This is a genomic window from Micromonospora musae (assembly GCF_003626635.1).
Taxonomy (GTDB): Bacteria; Actinomycetota; Actinomycetes; order Mycobacteriales; family Micromonosporaceae; genus Micromonospora; species Micromonospora musae.
In genome coordinates this window covers 1-18,252 of record NZ_RAZT01000001.1, presented here as the reverse complement: position 1 = coordinate 18,252, position 18,252 = coordinate 1, and the positions used below count along the sequence as shown (strand labels likewise).

At 72.1% G+C, this 18,252-nt stretch carries 14 protein-coding genes; 3 read left to right on the top strand and 11 right to left on the bottom strand.

Annotation, left to right across the window (positions count from 1 at the left end):
• Window positions 1-2 precede the first annotated feature (2 nt).
• The 3 genes from D7044_RS00065 to D7044_RS00055 form a co-directional block, all read right to left on the bottom strand.
• On the bottom strand, window positions 3-950 hold the full coding sequence (locus D7044_RS00065; RefSeq protein ID WP_120682342.1) for an ion transporter: 948 nt from the start codon (window positions 948-950) through the stop codon (window positions 3-5).
• Between the two features lie 135 nt (window positions 951-1,085).
• A complete protein-coding gene (locus D7044_RS00060; protein WP_120682344.1) occupies window positions 1,086-2,258 on the bottom strand; it encodes a zinc-dependent alcohol dehydrogenase in 1,173 nt (390 codons plus the stop codon).
• A 28-nt stretch (window positions 2,259-2,286) separates the two neighbouring features.
• On the bottom strand, window positions 2,287-3,243 hold the full coding sequence (locus D7044_RS00055; protein ID WP_120682346.1) for an SRPBCC family protein: 957 nt from the start codon (window positions 3,241-3,243) through the stop codon (window positions 2,287-2,289).
• 304 nt (window positions 3,244-3,547) lie between these two features.
• On the opposite strand from D7044_RS00055, the gene D7044_RS00050 reads away from it, so the two are divergent.
• Both D7044_RS00050 and D7044_RS00045 read left to right on the top strand, forming a co-directional pair.
• Entirely contained in the window at window positions 3,548-4,315 is a 768-nt protein-coding gene (locus D7044_RS00050; protein ID WP_147434552.1) for a hypothetical protein, read from the top strand.
• Between the two features lie 298 nt (window positions 4,316-4,613).
• Complete coding sequence (locus D7044_RS00045) at window positions 4,614-5,840, top strand: epoxide hydrolase family protein (protein ID WP_120682350.1); 1,227 nt, start codon at window positions 4,614-4,616, stop codon at window positions 5,838-5,840.
• A gap of 24 nt (window positions 5,841-5,864) precedes the next feature.
• On the opposite strand, the gene D7044_RS00040 is transcribed toward D7044_RS00045, so the two are convergent.
• From D7044_RS00040 to glgX, 8 genes are all read right to left on the bottom strand, one after another.
• A complete protein-coding gene (locus tag D7044_RS00040) occupies window positions 5,865-7,019 on the bottom strand; it encodes a transcriptional regulator (RefSeq protein WP_120682352.1) in 1,155 nt (384 codons plus the stop codon).
• Window positions 7,009-7,176: a hypothetical protein gene (locus tag D7044_RS32530; RefSeq protein ID WP_199716402.1), complete on the bottom strand. Its 168-nt coding sequence runs from the start codon at window positions 7,174-7,176 to the stop codon at window positions 7,009-7,011. Before D7044_RS32530 ends, D7044_RS00040 begins: the two co-directional genes overlap by 11 nt.
• Window positions 7,177-7,302: 126 nt before the next feature.
• Window positions 7,303-8,493 carry a helix-turn-helix domain-containing protein gene (locus D7044_RS00035; RefSeq protein WP_120687579.1) on the bottom strand — a complete coding sequence of 397 codons (1,191 nt, stop codon included), beginning with the start codon at window positions 8,491-8,493 and terminating at the stop codon, window positions 7,303-7,305.
• A 204-nt stretch (window positions 8,494-8,697) separates the two neighbouring features.
• Window positions 8,698-9,891: a hypothetical protein gene (locus D7044_RS33200; RefSeq protein WP_199716401.1), complete on the bottom strand. Its 1,194-nt coding sequence runs from the start codon at window positions 9,889-9,891 to the stop codon at window positions 8,698-8,700.
• A 195-nt stretch (window positions 9,892-10,086) separates the two neighbouring features.
• The gene (locus D7044_RS00025) at window positions 10,087-11,097 is read right to left on the bottom strand and encodes a mechanosensitive ion channel family protein (RefSeq protein WP_120682354.1); all 1,011 of its coding nucleotides are present in this window, start codon (window positions 11,095-11,097) and stop codon (window positions 10,087-10,089) included.
• Window positions 11,098-11,468: 371 nt separating this feature from the next.
• Window positions 11,469-13,199, bottom strand: a complete 1,731-nt coding sequence (gene treZ / locus D7044_RS00020; protein WP_120687578.1) for a malto-oligosyltrehalose trehalohydrolase — start codon at window positions 13,197-13,199, stop codon at window positions 11,469-11,471.
• Entirely contained in the window at window positions 13,196-15,535 is a 2,340-nt protein-coding gene (treY, locus tag D7044_RS00015; RefSeq protein ID WP_120687577.1) for a malto-oligosyltrehalose synthase, read from the bottom strand. The genes treZ and treY overlap by 4 nt, the downstream gene beginning before the upstream one ends.
• Window positions 15,536-15,537: 2 nt before the next feature.
• Window positions 15,538-17,655: a glycogen debranching protein GlgX gene (gene glgX / locus D7044_RS00010; protein WP_120682360.1), complete on the bottom strand. Its 2,118-nt coding sequence runs from the start codon at window positions 17,653-17,655 to the stop codon at window positions 15,538-15,540.
• A gap of 323 nt (window positions 17,656-17,978) precedes the next feature.
• Between glgX and D7044_RS32525 the strand changes: the two genes are divergently transcribed.
• Window positions 17,979-18,252: glycogen/starch synthase (locus D7044_RS32525; protein ID WP_147434551.1), on the top strand; the 274-nt coding region annotated here is incomplete at its 3' end.

Below are 18,252 nucleotides of genomic sequence, written 5' to 3'. Positions count from 1 at the left end.
CGTTAGCGCTCGGCGCGCCGGCTCACCGCCCCGTGCCGCGCGTGCGCGTCCTCGCGGTCGATGCGCAGCTCGCGCTCCAGCTCGGTGATGACGGCGCGCAGGTCGTCCAGCCGCTGGGTCAGCGCGATGCGGTCCACCTCGTCGGGCACCCCGTCGCCGTCCTCGTCGTACCCGGGCGCCAACCGCTCGGTCATCTCCAGGCGACGCGCCTCCTCCATCGAGTTCACGATGACCGCGATCAGGATGTTGAGCAGCAGGTTCACCGTGATGATCACGTAGCTGACGTAGTAGAGCAGGGTCCACGGGGAGATGGCCAGGCCCTGCTCCATCAGGTCGGGCAGCGTCTCCAGGGAGAGCAGCACGAAGAGCGTCAGCAGGGACCGCCCGATGTCGCCGTACTGCTCCGGGTACGTGTCACCGAAGATCAGCCAGCCGGCCATGCCGTAGACGTACAGGGTCACCATGGCCAGCGCGAGGAAACCCGCGACGCCGGGGAGGCTGCGCAGCAGCGCCGCCACGATCGTCCGCAGCCCCGGGGAGAACCGGACGAGCCGCAGCACCCGGGCCACCCGCAGTACGCGCAGCAGTGCCGAGTCGCCGTGCAGACCAGGGATGAAGATCGCCAGCGTGACCAGGAAGTCGAAGATGTTCCAGCCGTGCCGGAAGAAATCCTGGGGGCGTCGCCCGTAGGCGAGCACCCGGATGACGATCTCGGTGACGAACGCGGCCCGGAACGCCAGCTCCAGCCAGCGCAGGACGGGCCCGGCCGCCCCCAGGTGCGGAAAGGTCTCGATGCCGAGGACGACCCCGTTGGCCACGATGAGGACGATGATCGCGATCTCGAACGGCCGGGACCGCACGGCGCGGGCACACCGGTCGGAGATCCGGGTGAAGGTCGACGGCGACGCGGCGGCGGCCCGCCGCTGGCGGGGCGGCTGGGTGCGACTCACAACCGGACGGGCCCCGCCGTCAGCACCTCATGATCGGGCGTCCGGGTCGCGACGGGCATGCCGACACCCTACCGAGGTCGCGGGTCGGCAGACGCGGCCGCGGTCCAGGACCGCCGAGCGGCCGACCGAGCGCGGTCAGGCGGTGAGCAGCACCTTGGAGCACTCGTCCTGCTTCTTCTGGAAGAGCTTGTAGCCCTTCGCGGCGTCCTTGAGCGGCATCCGGTGGCTGACGATGAAGCTCGGGTCGATCTCTCCACGTTGGATGCGCTCCAGCAGCGGCCGGAGATAGCGCTGCACGTGGCACTGCCCGGTACGCATGGTGAGGGACCGGTTCATGAACGCGCCCATCGGGAACTTGTCGACGAATCCACCGTAGGCGCCCACCACCGAGACGACCCCGCCGCTACGGCAGGCCAGGATCGCCTGGCGCAGCGCGGGCGGGCGCTCGGTCTCCACCCGGACGCCCTGTTTCACCCGGTCGTACGCGTAGATGGCCGCGTTGCCGTGGTGACCCTCGAGGCCCACAGCGTCGATGCACGCGTCCGGGCCACGGCCGGCGGTCAGCTCGTTGAGCGTGTCCAGCACGTCGCTCTCTTCGTAGTTGATGGTCTCGGCGCCGGCATGTTCGCGTGCCAGCCGCAGCCGGTACGGATACCGGTCGATGACGAAGACCCGCTCCGCGCCGAGCAGCCGGGCGCTGGCGGCGGCGAGCAGCCCGACCGGGCCGGCTCCCCAGACGGCGACGAGCTGCCCGGGTTTGATGTCGCACATCTCCGCGCCCATGTAGCCGGTCGGGAAGACGTCGGCGAGCATGACCGCCTGCTCGTCGGGCACCTCGTCGGGCAGCTTGAGCGGTCCGACGTCGGCGAAGGGCACCCGCGCGTACTCGGCCTGGCCGCCGGCGTAGCCGCCGAGTAGATGGGAGTAGCCGAAGATACCCGCCGGCGAGTGGCCCATGATCTTCTCGGCGATGCCGGCGTTGGGATTGGAGTTCTCGCAGACCGAGTAGAGGCCGCGCTGGCAGGAGATGCAGTGTCCGCAGGCGATCGGGAAGGGCACCACCACCCGGTCCCCCGGGCGCAGGTTGCGCACCTGCGGACCGACCTCGACCACCTCGCCCATGAACTCGTGCCCGAGGATGTCGCCCTTGCGCATCGCCGGGATGTAGCCGTGGTAGAGGTGCATGTCGGAGCCGCAGATCGCGGTCGTGCTGATCCGCACGATCGCGTCCCGGGGGCTCAGGATCGTCGGGTCCGGCACGTCGATGACCTTGACGCTGTCGCGGCCCATCCAGGCGGTGGCCTTCATCCCTGCTCCTCCTCGCGCATCGAGCGGCTCAGCGGCGGAAACCGTTGGGCAGCGGCTGGGCGGGGCGCTGCATGACCTGCTGTCGTACCGAGATGCCGTCCGGGCTGCTGTCGGAGCGGACCACGTCGCCGGTCTCGAGTACCTGCTTGAACCGGCGCAGGTCGTCGCGGACCTGCTGCTCCGGCTCCTCGCCGAAGACCTTGGCCACGGCCCGGCCCACCGCTCCGGCCGGGGGCACGTAGCCGAGCTGGACGCGTACCTCGGTGCCCCGCTCCCCCGGAGCGGGCACGAATCGGACCCGACCGGCGTTGGGCACCGGCGTGCCGGGCAGCGACCGCCAGGCGATCGACCGGTTCGGCTGGTCGTCGACGATCTCCGCATCCCACTCGACGTGCCGACCGGCGGGCCCCCGCACCGTCCAGTGCGACCGGCGCAGGTCGATGGTGCGGATCGCCTCCACGTGCGACATGAACCGGGGCAGGTTCTCCATGTCCCGCCAGTACCGGTACGCCTCGGCCGGGGTGCGGTTGACGGTCACCGCCATGTCGATGCGGATGGTCCGGTCGCGGGTCCGGCGGGCGCGCCCGGCGCTGAGCGCGGCGAGCACGTCGAGGGCGGTGATGCCGGCGACCACGGCCGTGGTGAGGGCGAGCCGGCGGCGTCGCTCACCGCTGCGGTCGGTCATCGCCCAGCCGAGCAGGCTCAGGTCCATCGCGTCGCCGGCGACCCGGGTCCAGGCCCAGCCGGAGGGTCGGCGTCCGGCGACCAGTCCGAGCCCGTGGCCCAGTTCGCGGGCGCCGAGGGCCGGGATGACCGTGCCGGCCGCCGGCGAGTCGTCGATGCCGGTGAGCCGAGCGAGCGGGCCGGGTGCGGCCACGGCGCTCGCCCCGAGGGCGAGGCTCAGCCAGCCGAGGGCCCGGGGCAGGTGCGGATCGCGGACGGGTGAGTCCAGTTCGGGCAGGAGCACTCCGTCGATTGGGTTCACGTCGGTCCCTCCGCAGGGCGTGGCCGCCGGTCGGGCGGTGCGGCGGTGGTGGTGCCCGCCACCGTGACGCTATGCCGTACGGGGGTCCGGTGTGCCCGGTTCCAGGGAGAACGTCCGGGTTGCTCGAGAGCGTCGGAAGCGCGATCAGCGAGGGCTCGGTGAAGTCGGGGCATCCGCGGCCCCCGGAGACCCCGACTTCGAGGAAGCCAAGTCGATCACCGTGCCAACCATTACGATTCGCGAAGAAGTTACCGATTCATCCCTGGCTCGTCCGCTTCGAGCCGTTCCCACCCTGGAGGGGCAGATGACCCGGACGCGAGCACTTCGCAGGTTGATCTCGACGAGTGTCACCGGCGCGCTCGCCCTCGCCCTCATCGCGCCCGGTCCGGTGGACGGTCCCCCGCCACCGAAGCCGACCCCGGCCGGCAACGCCGCCCCCGCCGACGAGACGACGGTCGCCGGCCTCGGGCAGGCGGCGGGCGTCCCACCGGTCTTCGAGGAGCCCCGCCCGCCGCTGCTGCCGGCCGACTTCCGGGGCGAGGGCCGCTACGTCGTCCGCGACCTCGGCATCGACGTGCCCTTCACCTGGCAGGGCCGGGGCGGCGACAGCCAGATGATCGCGGGCGGCCCGGAGCACCCGATCTGGTTCACGAACATCATCTACCGCAACACGCTCTACACACTCACCTACAAGTGGCCCGGCATCCCGGCGACCCCGCCGCGCCAGTGCGACCGGGTCGGGTTCTTCAACCGCCAGATCCTCAACGACCTGCTGAAGACCGCACGCTACGTCGGGCCGGAGATCCTCCAGGGGAAGAAGGACCGGCGCGTCGACCACTGGCGGGTCGGCGTCGTCGGGGGCTCCACCCAGCCGGGAGAGAACCCCCGGTTCCCCATCGCGCTCGGCGACGTCTACGTCGACCAGCGCAACCCGGGCCAGTGGTGGCAGGTGCTGCAATTCGGCTTCCAGAACCTCTTCGATCCCGCGCTCGACGAGTGGTTCACCCTGACCACCTTCAGCCACCAGCCGGGAACCGTCACCCTCCCCGACCGCTGCCCGCCACCGCTCTGAGCCGCAGCAACCGGCCTCCGCGACGGGGCCGCAGCCCGGATCGCGGTATCGCCCGCGACGCGACATGAAGCGCCCTAGGCTCTGGACAGGTGGCTCCGCCACCGTTGGCGCCCCGGGCAGGACCGGGCAGCGGGCGCCTGGGCGCCCTCGGCCGACCGGGTGTCCACCCGCGTCGACGGCGTCCCACCGAGGGCAGCGACCAGGGCGAGGCCACGCATCGGCGGGGTACGCACAAGGCTGCGCGGCCAAGCCGAAGACTCTGCTCGGCCGCAAGAACCTGCGAGGAGAGGTGGCCCGCATGGCCGTCAAGACCGAAGCCCGGCCGGGCGTCGCGGAGATCAGGCCGTTCACGGTGGAGATCCCCGAGAGCGAGCTGACGGCGCTGCGTACCCGGATCGCCGCGACGCGCTGGCCGGAGCGGGAGACCGTCCCGGACCAGTCGCAGGGCGTGCAGTTGGCGACGATCCAGGCGCTCGCACGCTACTGGGAGAAGGAGTACGACTGGCGCCGGGTCGAGGCGACCCTGAACTCCCTGCCGCAGTTCATCACCCAGATCGACGGGGTGGACATCCACTTCCTCCACGTCCGCTCGAAGCACGCGGACGCCTTGCCGCTCATCGTCACGCACGGGTGGCCGGGCTCGGTCATCGAGCAGTTGAAGATCATCGGCCCGCTCACTGATCCGACGGCGCACGGCGCACCGGCGTCGGACGCCTTCCACCTGGTCATCCCGTCGATGCCCGGCTACGGCTTCTCCGGCAAGCCGACCGACCCCGGCTGGGGGCCGGACCACATCGCGAGCGCCTGGACGGAGCTGATGCGGCGCTTGGGCTACTCGCGTTTCGTGGCGCAGGGCGGCGACTGGGGAGCGGTCATCACGGACCTGCTGGGCGCGCAGGCACCGCCGGAGCTGGCCGGCATCCACTCCAGCATGCCCTGCGTCGTTCCCGCCGACATCGACAAGCTGTTCCAGTCCGACATCACCGGGTTGAACAACGCGATGGGTCAACTGCCCTCCAACCTGTCGGCGGACGAGATGCGCGCCTGCGAACAGCTGAACTTCTTCTGGAAGCACGCCGCGTACGCGCTGATCATGGGCACCCGCCCGCAGACCCTGACGGCCCTGGCGGACTCACCGGTCGGCCTGGCGGCCTTCATGCTCGACCACGACGCGAGCAGCCTCGACCTGATCTCCCGCGCCTTCGCCGGGAACGAGGGAGGCCTGTCGCGGGACGACGTCCTCGACAACATCACGCTCTACTGGCTGACGAACACCGGGGTCTCCTCGGCCCGCCTCTACGCGATGAACGCGTACTCCTTCTTCGCCCCCAAGGGCGTCACCATCCCGGCGGCCGTGAGCGTCTTTCCCACCGACCTGTTCCAGGCCCCGCTGAGCTGGGCGCAGCAGGCGTACCCGAACCTCGTCCACTACAACCGGCTCGACATCGGTGGGCACTTCGCGGCCTGGGAACAGCCCCACCTGCTCACGCAGGAGATCCGCGACGGCTTCCGGTCACTGCGCTGACCGACCGGGCTCGGGGACGGCCGTTCACCGGGTGAGGCCGACCAGCGTCGCCAGGCGCGCCACGCCGGCCGGCGCCGGGTGCGCCCGAGCCACCTCGGCGATCACCGTACGCGCCGAAGGCCGGCACCGGACCTCCGCGGGCGCGATGCTGTCCGCGTCGACCAGGCTGCGGGCCGCGCCGCGCACGTCACCCAGTTGGAGGTACGCCCGCGCGACGTCGAGCAGGTAGGCGCCCCGGCACTCGGCCGGCAGCAGCCGCCACCCCGCCCGCCGGACGACTGCCGGGTGCCGCCGCACCGCCGCCCCGGCGTCACCCCACTCGGCGGCCGCCACGACCCGGGCCAGCTCGACGGTGACCGGCCCGAAGCCGGTGCGGTGCGCATCGTCGTACCCCCGAAGCCGCCCGGCGATCCCGGCGGCCCGCTCGGTCAGCTCCTCAGCGCGACATGTGTCGCCGCAGCCGGCGGCGGCCAGCGCGGCCTGGAGCAGCAGCGTCCCGCCGACCGCCCACTCCCCCGGCGGCCGCCGCCGATCGACCTCCAGGTGCTCGGCGGCGGCGAGGGTCGCGGCGAGGGCCAGCCGCCCCCGGCCCAGCGCGCGCAGTGCCTGCCCGACCGAGACAGCCGCCGTCGCCGACAGCACCGGGTCGCCGCCCGTGGCGGCCATCGCCCGGTCGGCGGCCAGCCAGCCCAGGTCGGCCTCGCCGAGCTTCACCAGCAGCGACGAGGTGATCCGGTACGCCTGCACCAGCAGCTCCGAGGTCTGCGTGCCCTGGGCGGCGTCGAGCAGACCGGGCAGCACCCGCACCAGCTGCGGGTAGTGCGCGTGCTGGTAGCTCAACCAGGCGTGCCCGACCAGCCGCCGCAGCTGCTCTGCCTCCCCGGCCGGGGCCGGCCGGGTGTCGTAGCGGGCGAGCGCGGCCCGGAGGTCGTCCACCCCGTCCAGCGTGCCCACGGTGACCGGCCGCTGCCGGCCGAGCAGCAGCTCCGGGTCGATCCGCAGCACCTGGGCCAGCTCCTGGATCACCGAGTACCGGTCCAGCGGACGGACTCCCCGCTCCACCTTGTCCACCCAGCTCTTCGACCTGCGCAGCCGGTCGGCCAGCATCTGCTGGGTCAGCTGCCGCCGGACCCGCCAACGCGCCACCCGGCGGCCGATCGGCAGCTCGTCAGCGGTCACGCCGCCACCGCCGGTCCGGGACGGCGCGGGTGGTCTCCTCCACCGGTACGCGATCCGCCTCCGCCTGCGCCAGGAGTCGCCGCTTGGCGGCTTCTCGCTCGGCCGCCTCGGACTCCTCGCCCCGGCTCTCCGAAGTGCTGTCACCGTGATCGCTCATCTCCGCCTACTCCGTGAAGGAGCAACGGTGATCCCTCGCGCCGATCACCGCCGCACCAGCCAGCGGACGCGCTCGCGCCCCGAATCGGACACTAGGGCCGATTGGTGATCGGGTGATTACTGCCAGTTATGCGACCAGGTCGATGCCGATCCGACCGGCGAGCAGCCGCAGCTCGTCCGGGATGGCACGGCGCTGGGCGCGCTGCGCAAGAGCCACCACCGCGTCGCGGGCCAGGGGGTTGATGGCGAACGGCACCGGCGCGGCCCGCTCGGCCTGCACGAACGCGGCGAGGGCCTCGGCGTCCCGGCGGCCCCCGTCCGCCAGCGCCCGACCGAGATCGAGCCAGTAGGACTGTTGACGGATGGAGGCTGCGAGAACCTGCGGCCGTACCGTCCGGGACAGCTCGATCACCCGGCCGGAATCGCCCTGCTCGGCCGCGATGGACATCTCCCAGAGCCCGACGTTGGTCGGACCGAATCCACAACCGTTGAAGCCGGCGCCGTCGGCTGGATCCCCGAGGGTTGCCGCCTCGCGCGCCGCCTCCGCAAGGTGATCACGGGTGGCGTCCGACCGGCCGCTCACCGCCGAGGTCAACGCGGCCGAGAGGTGGAGTTGGCCGAGCATCTGCCGAACCCGCTCGTCGGCGGCGTCGGCCTGAAGCTCGGCCAGCGACCGGTCAGCCGCGCGGGCGGCGACCGCCGCGGATTCGATCGGCAGGCTCTGCGCGTACGCGAACCGGGAAGCGCCGATCCACGCCGGATCGTCGGTGTCCTCGGCGGCCGACACGGCGACCCGGACGGCGTTGAGCGCCAGGTGTCGGTAACCGAGGTGCCGCAGGCAGGTGGATGCCTGGTACGCGACCTGGGCGAGCGCGGTCCCGCCCACGGCGGCGGCTTCGAGCAGCAGAGCAGGGAGCAGACGAGCCATCGCCGGATAGTTGCAGGAGGCGCGGAGTTGATCGCTGCGAGCGATCTCGGCGGTCAGCCGCTCCCTCGGGTAGGTCGCCGGGCGGCGTTCGCCGTCCTCGATCTCGATCAGCGCCGACCAGATCGCCGGAACGCATTCGGCGGCGCTCTCCCGTGCGGGATCACCGGACTCGGTGCCCTGACCGAGCAGGTCGGCCACCGTGACCTGGAGGGCGGCCGCGAGAGCGACCAGAGTGGAGCGACGGTCGATCGTCTTGCGCCCCGACTCGACCTGCGACACGTACGACTGGGTCACACCGGCGAGCCCGGCGAGGACGGCCTGGGTCATCCCGCCACGGCGCATCCGCCAGTACCGGATCCTGGCACCGATGGTGTCCGGCTTCTTCACCATGGCTTCGCCCGCTCCCGAGTAGAGGACTGGGACAGCGGTCACCGACCGCTACGCCTGCACCACTGGACGGTACACCGACAGAGTTCCAAGCGATGACGCTGAGTGCCCGAGAAGCGTCGCTCCGCGCAGTCACACCTGTACGCCGCCCCCGGTAGCAGGGGCCGGCGAGGTCCAGCACCCCCGGGTCGACCGCGACCAGCGCAGTCAGCTGGCCTCGTGGTTCCGCTCCGGCTCAGACCTGTCTGTGCGCGGCGACCCGGACTCGCCGCTCGGTCCCTGTCCGGCCCCGCCGGTCGGGTCCGGCCCACCCTGCTCGCCGGTCAGCTCCGTGTCGGGCTGATAGCGGTACGCCGCCTCCCGTACCGCCGAGTCCGACTCCAGTCCGGCGCCGAGCGCGCCGCCGACCGTCGCCAGCGAGCTGACCAGCCAGCCCAGCTTGACCTGATGGGCGACGCCGGCCGGTCGGCCGGTGGATTCACCAAGCAGGTCCCAGGGGACGAGGGCGATCGCCCCGATGATGGCCAGCACGGCGAGCGCCACGTACAGCGCGAGGACACCGATCACCACGGTGAGCACGGTGACCACGTTGAACAGGACGACCTGCTCACGGGCACCTGAATCGCGCGGAACCCGCTCCCAGAGGCGCGCGCCGAGCAACATGGTCAGCACCACCGCCAGGACGGAGCCGCCCGCGAGCAGGCCGAGCCGGAGGTTTCCCAAGGCCGCCGACAGCTGCCAAATATCGGCGCTCACCAGGGCGAGGACGGCGGTCGCGAAGGCACCGACCAGCAGCCGGGAGAGCCGGACGGCCAGCCGCCACGGCCGGTTCGCCCGAAGCATACCGAGCAGCAGCCGCAGGTTGCCGCCGATCACCCCGGCCAGCAGGCCGATGCCGGACGCCTGGTGGTTCACCCGTGCGCCGAGTCCCCGGGCCCGCTGTCCGGTGGCGAGGCGCCGGCGGCGCGGTCCGGCCCGTACCGGGTCGCCGACCGCGTCGGTATCGCCGAGCAGTGCCGCGAGGAGCCGGTCTCCGGCCTCGGCCATCCGCCGAGCCACGGCGACGGGGCCCAGCGCGGGCACGGAAAGCACCGCGACGCCGTGGGTGGTGCTGGCGTGCGCGACCACGGGCCGCCGCGCGGTCTGCAACGGCAGGTCTGTCACGCAGAGGACGAGACCCCAGCCCTCGGCCAGCATCCTGCGCCGGGTTGCCTCGATGAGCTGGCTGAGGTCGGCCGGCCCTTCGACGAGCCGCGCTACCTGGAGGCGTACCGCCCAGTCGGCCTCCGGGACCCGGTTGCGGAGCCGGTCGGCGAGCTCCGGGATGGCCTCCCGCGCCAGGTCGGCCGCGGCCCCGGGGGCGGCCACGACACCCACGACGACGGACCCGCGCCCGGTCACCGCACTCCCGGAGCCTGCCCGGCCGCTCCCCCGGGCGCGGCGCCCTCCACCTCGGTGCAGTCCCGGTCGACGCTCATCGCCGCCTCTCGCCCCTTTCGGCGTAGGCCGTGTCCTGTCGACAGGGCCTGGTCCAGCTAGTCCCCGGTAGGCGCCGACTCATTCATCGGCGCCCGCCGGCCACGCCGGAACCGATGGTCAGGGCTGGTACTGGCTGCGGGTGCGGGGCAGCCACTGGGGGTGCTGGTCGCGCAGGTAGCGGACCAGTCCCTCGCGCAGGTCGCACCGTAGGTCCCAGGCGCTGGCGCCGTCCGCGGCCGAGGCCTGCACCTGGATGACCACGGTCTGCGGGGTGGCGTCGACCATCTGGAGCACCCACTGGTCTCGATCCCACAGCGGTGAGGACTCGACCAGTCGGCGTGCCTCCCGGCGCAGGGCGTCCAGGTCCGCGGTGTGGTCGACATGTAACTGGATCTTGCCGACCACCCGAAACTCGTTCCGGGTCCAGTTCTGGAACGGCCGCTCGGTGAAGTACGTGGTCGGCAGGATGAGCACCCGCTCGTCCCAGAGCCGGATCACCACGTTGGTCAGCTTCACCTCCTCCACCCGACCCCATTCGCCGTCCACCACCAGCACGTCGCCAACGTGCATCCCGTCGGCGAAGGCGACCTGGATGCCGGCGAACGCGTTGCCGAGCGCGGTCCGGGCGGAGAGGCCGATCACCGCGCCGACCACCCCGGCTGAGGTCAAAATGGAGAGGCCGAAGAGGCGTACCGGCCGGAAGGTGATCAGGATCAGGCCGACCGCGACGACCGTGACAACGGCCACCGTGAGCCGCCGCACCGGACGGATCTGGGTACGGGCCCGCCGGACCCTCCGGCTCGTGACCGGATCGCTCGGCAGCCGGCTGAACGCGACCGCTTCGGCGACGTGCAATGCCTTGATCACCAGCCACGCACAGACGCCGACCAGGACCAGCAGGATGGCGTGCCGCAGATAACGCTGCCACGCGTCCGGTCCGGGCGGCAGCGCGTAGAACAGCGTTGCGACCAGCAGGACCGTGGCCGCCGGGCGGCGGCAGGCGTGCCGCAGCGGCTCCAGCAGCCAGCTATAGCGGCCACGGGCAACCCGGCGGACCAACACGCCGGAGACCAGGTCCACGACCACGGCCGCCGCCAGCGCGGCCAACACGATCAACGCGGTACGCATCAGAAGCCGTTCACCCTGATCCCGATACCGCCTCTCCCGGGTTCGCGACCGCACTCACCGCGATCAGGGTGTCATCAGATCCGTTGGCAAGCGGTGGATATCGAGAATGTCAGACGGCCGTGACCGGCGTCGGGCTGCTGCCGAGCGAGACGGTCGGCCGCCATCAGCCGCTCCTGGGTGTGCCGGGACCTGCGACCCGGTGCCGCACCCCGAGGCGCGGCGCGCGGCCGAGCGCTGGCTGGCCGGGGCAGGCAACGCGCAGCTGGCGGCGTATGTCGCGGGCGAACCCACGCCCGCCGAGGTACCGCACGACGAGCTTTCCATTCGTCGACTCGCACTGCTGGCTCCTGCCAAGGGCGTCGACATGAACCTCAAAGGGCGACGATCGCCGCCGTCTCCGCAGGTAGCTGGATCCGGTCGCGCATCACCGTGACGCCCTCCCCCGTCGCGAGCAGCACCTTCCGCGCCACCCCCGGCAGGGAGATCCCCTGCGCCCGGTCGGCGAGGTTCGCCGCGACGAGCGTGTCGCCCCGGCGCATCACCAGGAACTGGTTGCCGTGCTGGACCTTCACCGCGTTCAACCGTGGATCGGAGAGGTCCGACCGGCTCTTGCGCAGCGCGATGAGTCGCCGATAAAACTCCAGCATCTCGCGGTGCTCGGGCTTGTCCAGCTCCGCCCAGTCCAACCGGGACCGGGCGAACGTCTGCGGGTCCTGCGGGTCCGGCACCTCCCCCGCCGGCCACCCGTGCGACGCGAACTCCCGCCGCCGCCCGGTCACCACGGCGGCCGCCAACTCCGGCTCCGGATGCGAGGTGAAGAACTGCCACGGGGTGCTGGCCGCCCACTCCTCCCCCATGAAGAGCATCGGCGTGAACGGGGCGGTCATCAGCAGCGTCGCGCCGACCCGCAGCAGGCCGGGCGAGAGCGAGGCGGAGATGCGGTCGCCGGTGGCCCGGTTACCGATCTGGTCGTGGTTCTGCAGGTACGCGACGAAACGGTGCCCCGGCGTCCGCGGATCCACCGGCCGCCCGTGGTGCCGTTGCCGGAAGCTCGACCAGGTGCCGGTGTGGAAGAACGCGCCGGTCAGCACGTCGGTGAGCGCCTGCAGCGACCCGAAGTCGCCGTAGTAGCCCTGCCGCTCGCCGGTCAGCAGGGTGTGCAGGGCGTGGTGCGCGTCGTCGTTCCACTGGGCGTGCAGGCCGTACCCGCCCGCCTCGCGCGGGGTGATCAGCCGGGGGTCGTTGAGGTCCGACTCGGCGATCAGCGACAGCGGCCGTCCGAGGTGGGTGGCGAGGGTCTCCACCTCGACGGCCAGCTCCTCCAGCAGCGGCACGGCGCGGGTGTCCGGCAGTGCGTGCACGGCGTCCAGCCGCAGCCCGTCGACGTGGTAGTCGCGCAGCCACATCACAACGCTGTCGGTGATGTAGCGGCGTACCTCGTCGGAGTGCGGGCCGTCGAGGTTGACCGAGCGCCCCCACGGGTTCGCCGACTCGGCGAGATACGGGCCGAACCTCGGCGCGTAGGCCCCGGAGGGCCCGAAATGGTTGTAGACGACATCGAGGATCACCCCCAGTCCCTTGCCGTGCGCGGCGTCCACCAGCCGTTTCAGCCCGTCCGGGCCGCCGTACGGCTGGTGCGGGGCGTACCAGCAGACGCCGTCGTAGCCCCAGTTGTGCTCGCCGTTGAACGCGTTGACCGGCAACAACTCGATCAGGTCCACGCCGAGCGCGACCAGATGGTCGAGCCGCTCGATCGCCGCGTCGAAGGTGCCCTCCGGGGTGAAGGTGCCGACGTGCAGCTCGTAGAGGACGCTGCCGGGCAGCTGCCGCCCGGTCCACGCGCCGTCGCTCCAGCCGAAGGCCGTGTGGTCGTAGCGGCGGCTCGGCCCGTGCACCCCGTACGGCTGCCAGGCCGATCGGGGGTCGGGCAGCGGCTGTTCGTCGTCGTCGAGCAGGAACGCGTAGTCGGTGCCGGGGCCGGCGTCGGGCACCTCGACCCGCCACCAGCCGTCCGGCCCGCCGCTCATCTCATGGTCGGTGCCGCCGGTGAGGCGCAGCCGGACCCGGGCGACTTCGGGCGCCCACACCGTGAACTCGGTCATGCGGCAGCCTCCACGTGATCGACGGGAGCGAGGAGGGCGACGGGATAGGTGCTCAACAGATCTTGTAGGAGCAGCTCAGACCCACTGTAGACCCGCCCGGTGAACACGTCGGTCACATTGTGTACAGGAAGCGACAGAACGGTGTCGCGCCAGCCGCCGTCGCGGGCCAGCCGCAGCGGCAGCCGGGTGGCGACGGCGACCGCGCCGCCCCGGTCGAAGGCGACCACGTGCGGGGCCGCCGGCCCGTGCGCCGGAACGGGGCGGTAGCCGGTGAAGAGGTCGGGCCGGCGGCGGCGCAGCCGCAGCGTGCGGGAGACCACGAGCAGCTTCGCCGCGCCGCCGGCGTCGACCGGCGGCCGCCAGCCCGCGTCGAGCCGCGCCAGCAACTCCCGGCGTACGGCGAAGTCGACCGGGCGGCGGTTGTCCGGGTCGACGAGGGAGTTGTCCCACAGCTCGGTCCCCTGGTAGGTGTCGGGCACCCCGGGCATGGCGAGCTGCACCAGCTTCTGCCCGAGCGAGTTCGACCAGCCCGCCGGGGTGATCTCGGCGGCGAACCCGGTCAGCTCGGCGTGCAGCCGAGGATCGTCGTACATCCGGTCGACCACCGCGTGCATCGCCCGCTCGAAGACCGGGTCGGGGTCGGCCCAGCTCGTCGAGACCGACGCCTCCCGGGCGGCCTTCTCCACGTACGCGTGCAGTCGCTCGCGTTCGATTGGCCAGGCGCCCACCGCGGTCTGCCAGAGCAGGTGCGCGAACGCCGGGTCTGGCAGCGGGGCGACCCCCATCCACTCGGTGACCTGCTCGGCCCACCGCTGCGGCAGCTCGCTGAGCACGGCGAGGCGGGCGCGGACGTCCTCGCTGCGCTTCGTGTCGTGGGTGGAGAGCGTCGTCATGCCGGTCGGCCAGCGGACGTGCCGAGCGGTCGCGAAGCGGTGGAACTCCGCCGGGGGCACGCCGAAGTGCGCGGGGCTGCCGCCGACCTCGTTGAGGGCGACGAAGCGGCTCCACCGGTAGAAGGCGGTGTCCTCGACGCCTTTCGCCATCACCGCGCCGGTGAACTGGGGGAAGCGGGCGGCCAGCTCGTCGTCCGGGTCGCGGAGCCGCCGGGTGAGCGCGTCCAGCGCGCCGGTGAGGTCCGGGCGTCGACGGCCGGCTTCGGCGCGGGCCGCCGCGAGATGCCGGGCGCCGTGCGGCGGGTAGCCCCGGTAGACCGGGAAGGCGGCGGCGAGCTCGGCGAGGGCCGCCCGGGCCGCCGCCGGCGCCACCTCCGGCGCGAGGGCGGCCAGCCGGGACAGCTCGGCGGCGAGCAGCCGGGTGGCGGCGGCGAGCTTCGTGTCGTGCGTCAGGTCCTGGTAGGAGGTGTGGCGGCCGACGAGCCGGGCGTCCAGCGCGGTGAAGTCACCCTCGGCGGTCGGGTCGACGAAGAGCCCGGAGACCGCCGCCAGCGCCTCGTAGCCGGTGGTGCCGTCGACCGGCCAGGCCGGCAGCTCCTCGCCGTACTCCAGGATCTTCTCCACCACCAGCCAGGCGGCCGGCGCGGCGGCCCGCAGCCGGGCCAGGTAGCCGGCGGGGTCGCGCAGCCCGTCGGGGTGGTCGACCCGGATGCCGTCGACCTCGCCGGCCGACGCCCACCGCAGGACCAGCTCGTGGGTGGTGGCGAAGACCTCCGGGTCCTCCACCCGCAGGCCGGCCAGGTCGCTGACCGCGAAGAAGCGGCGGTACGTCAGTTCGGCGTCGCCGCGCCGCCACGACACCAGCTCGTAGTGCTGCCGATCGTGCACCTGCCGAGGGGTGCCGCCCGTGGTGCCGTCGGCGATCGGGAAGCGGTGCTCGTGGTAGCGCAGCTCCCCGTCGGCGATCTTGAGGTCGTCGAGGGCGTCGGGCGTCTCCGCCAGCACCGGCAGCAGCAGCCGGCCGCGCTCCCAGTCGATGTCGAACCAGCGGGCGTACGCCGACGCGCGGCCCCGGCGCAGCACGTCCCACCACGGCGGATTGGCGGCCGGCACGGCCACCCCGGCGTGGTTGGGCACGATGTCCACCACCAGGCCGAGCCCGGCCGCGCGGAGCGCGCGCAGCAGACGCCGCCGACCGGCCTCCCCGCCCAGCTCCGGGTTGACGGCCCGGTGGTCGACCACGTCGTAGCCGTGCGCCGAGCCGGGGGTGGCGGTGAGCAGCGGTGCGCTGTAGAGGTGCGTCATGCCGAGGTCGGCGAGGTAGCCGGCGAGCCCGGCGGTGGCGTCCAGGTCGAATCCGGGGCGTACCTGCACCCGGTAGGTGGCTCCGACCCGGGCGGTCGGCGTCGCGTTCGTTCCGTCCGTTCGGGGGGCCGCGGACATCGTCAGACCGTCCTCTCCAGGACCACCAGGGAGCGGTCCGGCACCCGGACGGCGCCGCCCGCGCTGATCACCGTGACCTCGCCCTGGTCCGGCTCGGCGGTGCTGATCACCAGTTCCCACTTCTGCCCGAACTCGCTGCCGGGCACTGTGAACTCCAGCGGCGCGTCGTGGGCGTTGAAGCAGAGCAGGAACGAGCTGTCGTGGTGACGCTGGCCGTACTGGCCGCGCTCGCGGATGCCCTCGCCGTTGACGAAGAGCGCCACCGAGCGGCCGAAGTCGTTGCCCCAGTCCTCGCCGGTCATCTCCCGGCCGTCCGGGGTGTACCAGGCCAGGTCCGGCAGGGGCGCGTCGACCTCCCGGCCGCCCACCGGCAGGCCGGTGAAGAACCGGCGGCGACGGAACACCTGGTGCCGGCGGCGGAACGCGACGAGCGTGGCGACGAACTCCAGCAACTGCTCGTCGGTGTTCTCCCAGTCGACCCAGGAGAGCTCGCTGTCCTGGCAGTACGCGTTGTTGTTGCCCTGCTGGCTGCGGCCCAGCTCGTCGCCGTGGCCGATCATCGGCACGCCCTGGGAGAGCATCAGCGTGGCGAGGAAGTTGCGCCGCTGCCGGGCGCGCAGGGCGAGCACCGCGTCGTCGTCGGTCGGCCCCTCCACCCCGCAGTTCCACGACCGGTTGTGGCTCTCGCCGTCGCGGTTCTCCTCACCGTTGGCCTCGTTGTGCTTGTCGTTGTAGGAGACCAGGTCGGCGAGGGTGAACCCGTCGTGGGCGGTGACGAAGTTGATGCTGTGGAACGGGCGGCGCCCGTCGTCCTGGTAGAGGTCGGCGGAGCCGGAGATCCGGGACGCGAACTCGGCCAGGGTCGCCGGCTCGCCGCGCCAGAAGTCCCGCACGGTGTCCCGGTACTTGCCGTTCCACTCCGTCCACTCCGGCGGGAAGTTGCCCACCTGGTAGCCGCCCGGCCCCACGTCCCACGGCTCGGCGATGAGCTTGACCTGGCTCACCACCGGGTCCTGCTGCACCACCTCGAAGAAGGTGGAGAGGCGGTCGACCTCGTAGAACTCCCGGGCCAGGGTGGCGGCGAGGTCGAAGCGGAAGCCGTCGACGTGCATCTCGGTGACCCAGTACCGCAGCGAATCCATGATCAGTTGGAGTGAGTGCGGGCTGCGTACGTTGAGGCTGTTGCCGGTGCCGGTGTAGTCGACGAAGTACCGCCGATCCTCCTCCGATAGGCGGTAGTAGCTCGGCGCGTCGATGCCCTTGAAGCTCAGCGACGGCCCGAGGTGGTTGCCCTCGGCGGTGTGGTTGTAGACCACGTCGAGGATCACCTCGATGCCGGCCGAGTGCAGCGCCTTCACCATGCCGCGGAACTCCTGCACCTGCTGGCCCTGCCGGCCCATCGCCGAGTAGCCGTGGTGCGGGGCGAAGAAGCCGATGGTGTTGTAACCCCAGTAGTTGCGAAGCCCCAGGTCGGCGAGGCGGTGGTCGTGCACGAACTGGTGCACCGGCATCAGCTCGATCGCGGTCACCCCGAGCCGCGTCAGGTGCTCGATCATCGGTGGTGAGGCGATGCCCGCGTACGTGCCGCGCAGCTCCTCCGGGACGTCCGGGTGGCGCATGGTCAGCCCGCGTACGTGCGCCTCGTAGATGACCGAGTGGTGGTACGGGGTGCGTGGCGGCTTGTCGTTGCCCCAGTCGAAGTAGGGGTTCACCACCACCGACTTGGGCATGAACGGCGCCGAGTCGACCTCGGACATCCGCTCCGGGTGCTCCAGGTCGTAGTCGTAGACCGCCGGGTCCCACGTCACGTCACCGTCGACCGCCTTGGCGTACGGGTCGAGCAGCAGCTTGTGCGGGTTGCAGCGCACCCCGAACGCCTGGTCGTACGGCCCGTGGACGCGGTAGCCGTAGCGCTGCCCCGGCTCGACGCCCGGCAGGTACGCGTGCCAGACGTAGGCGTCCACCTCACGCAGCTCGACCCGGCGCTCGGCGCCGGTGTCCCACTCGTCGAAGAGGCACAGCTCGACCTTCTCGGCGCGCTGGGAGAAGATCGCGAAGTTGGTGCCCATCCCGTCGTACGTGGCGCCGAGGGGGTAGCGCTCACCCGGCCAGACCTGCATGTCGCTCCTTCGGTTCTGATCATGAGCGCCCCGCGTCATGAGCGCACCGCACGGCGGGCCGCACGCTGCGCACGGCGGTAATGCCCCGCGCCCGCCGCGGCCAATCCATCCTTTCGGCCGACGGGGAAATCCGTCCGAGTCGGACAGGCGGGCCGTTCAGGTGTCGTCCGTCACCTCTGACCCTTTTCGGGATGCGATCGGCCGCCGGATGGCTTTTCCTGGTGCAGGGGACGCGCACGTACCCGCGCCTCGATCCCGCCCACCTTCCTGCCTACGCCGCCATCGCCGCCGGCGCGTACGCCCCTGCCTGGACGGAGACAGTTGTGACCACTCTGCGGGTCGGCGAGCCGCTCGCCGTCGCCTCGGACCGCACCTGCCGGCCCACCCTGACCCGTACCCAGATCCCGCAGCCCGGTGGTCCGGGGGCCGCCCCGGCGGCGCAGCGGATCCTGATGCTCTCCTGGGAGTATCCGCCCGTCCTCGTCGGTGGCCTCGGCCGACACGTACACGCCCTCTCCGTCGCCCTCGCCGCCGCCGGCCACGACGTCACCGTCGTCACCCGCCACGCCGACGGCGCCCCACTCGAGGAGTACGCCG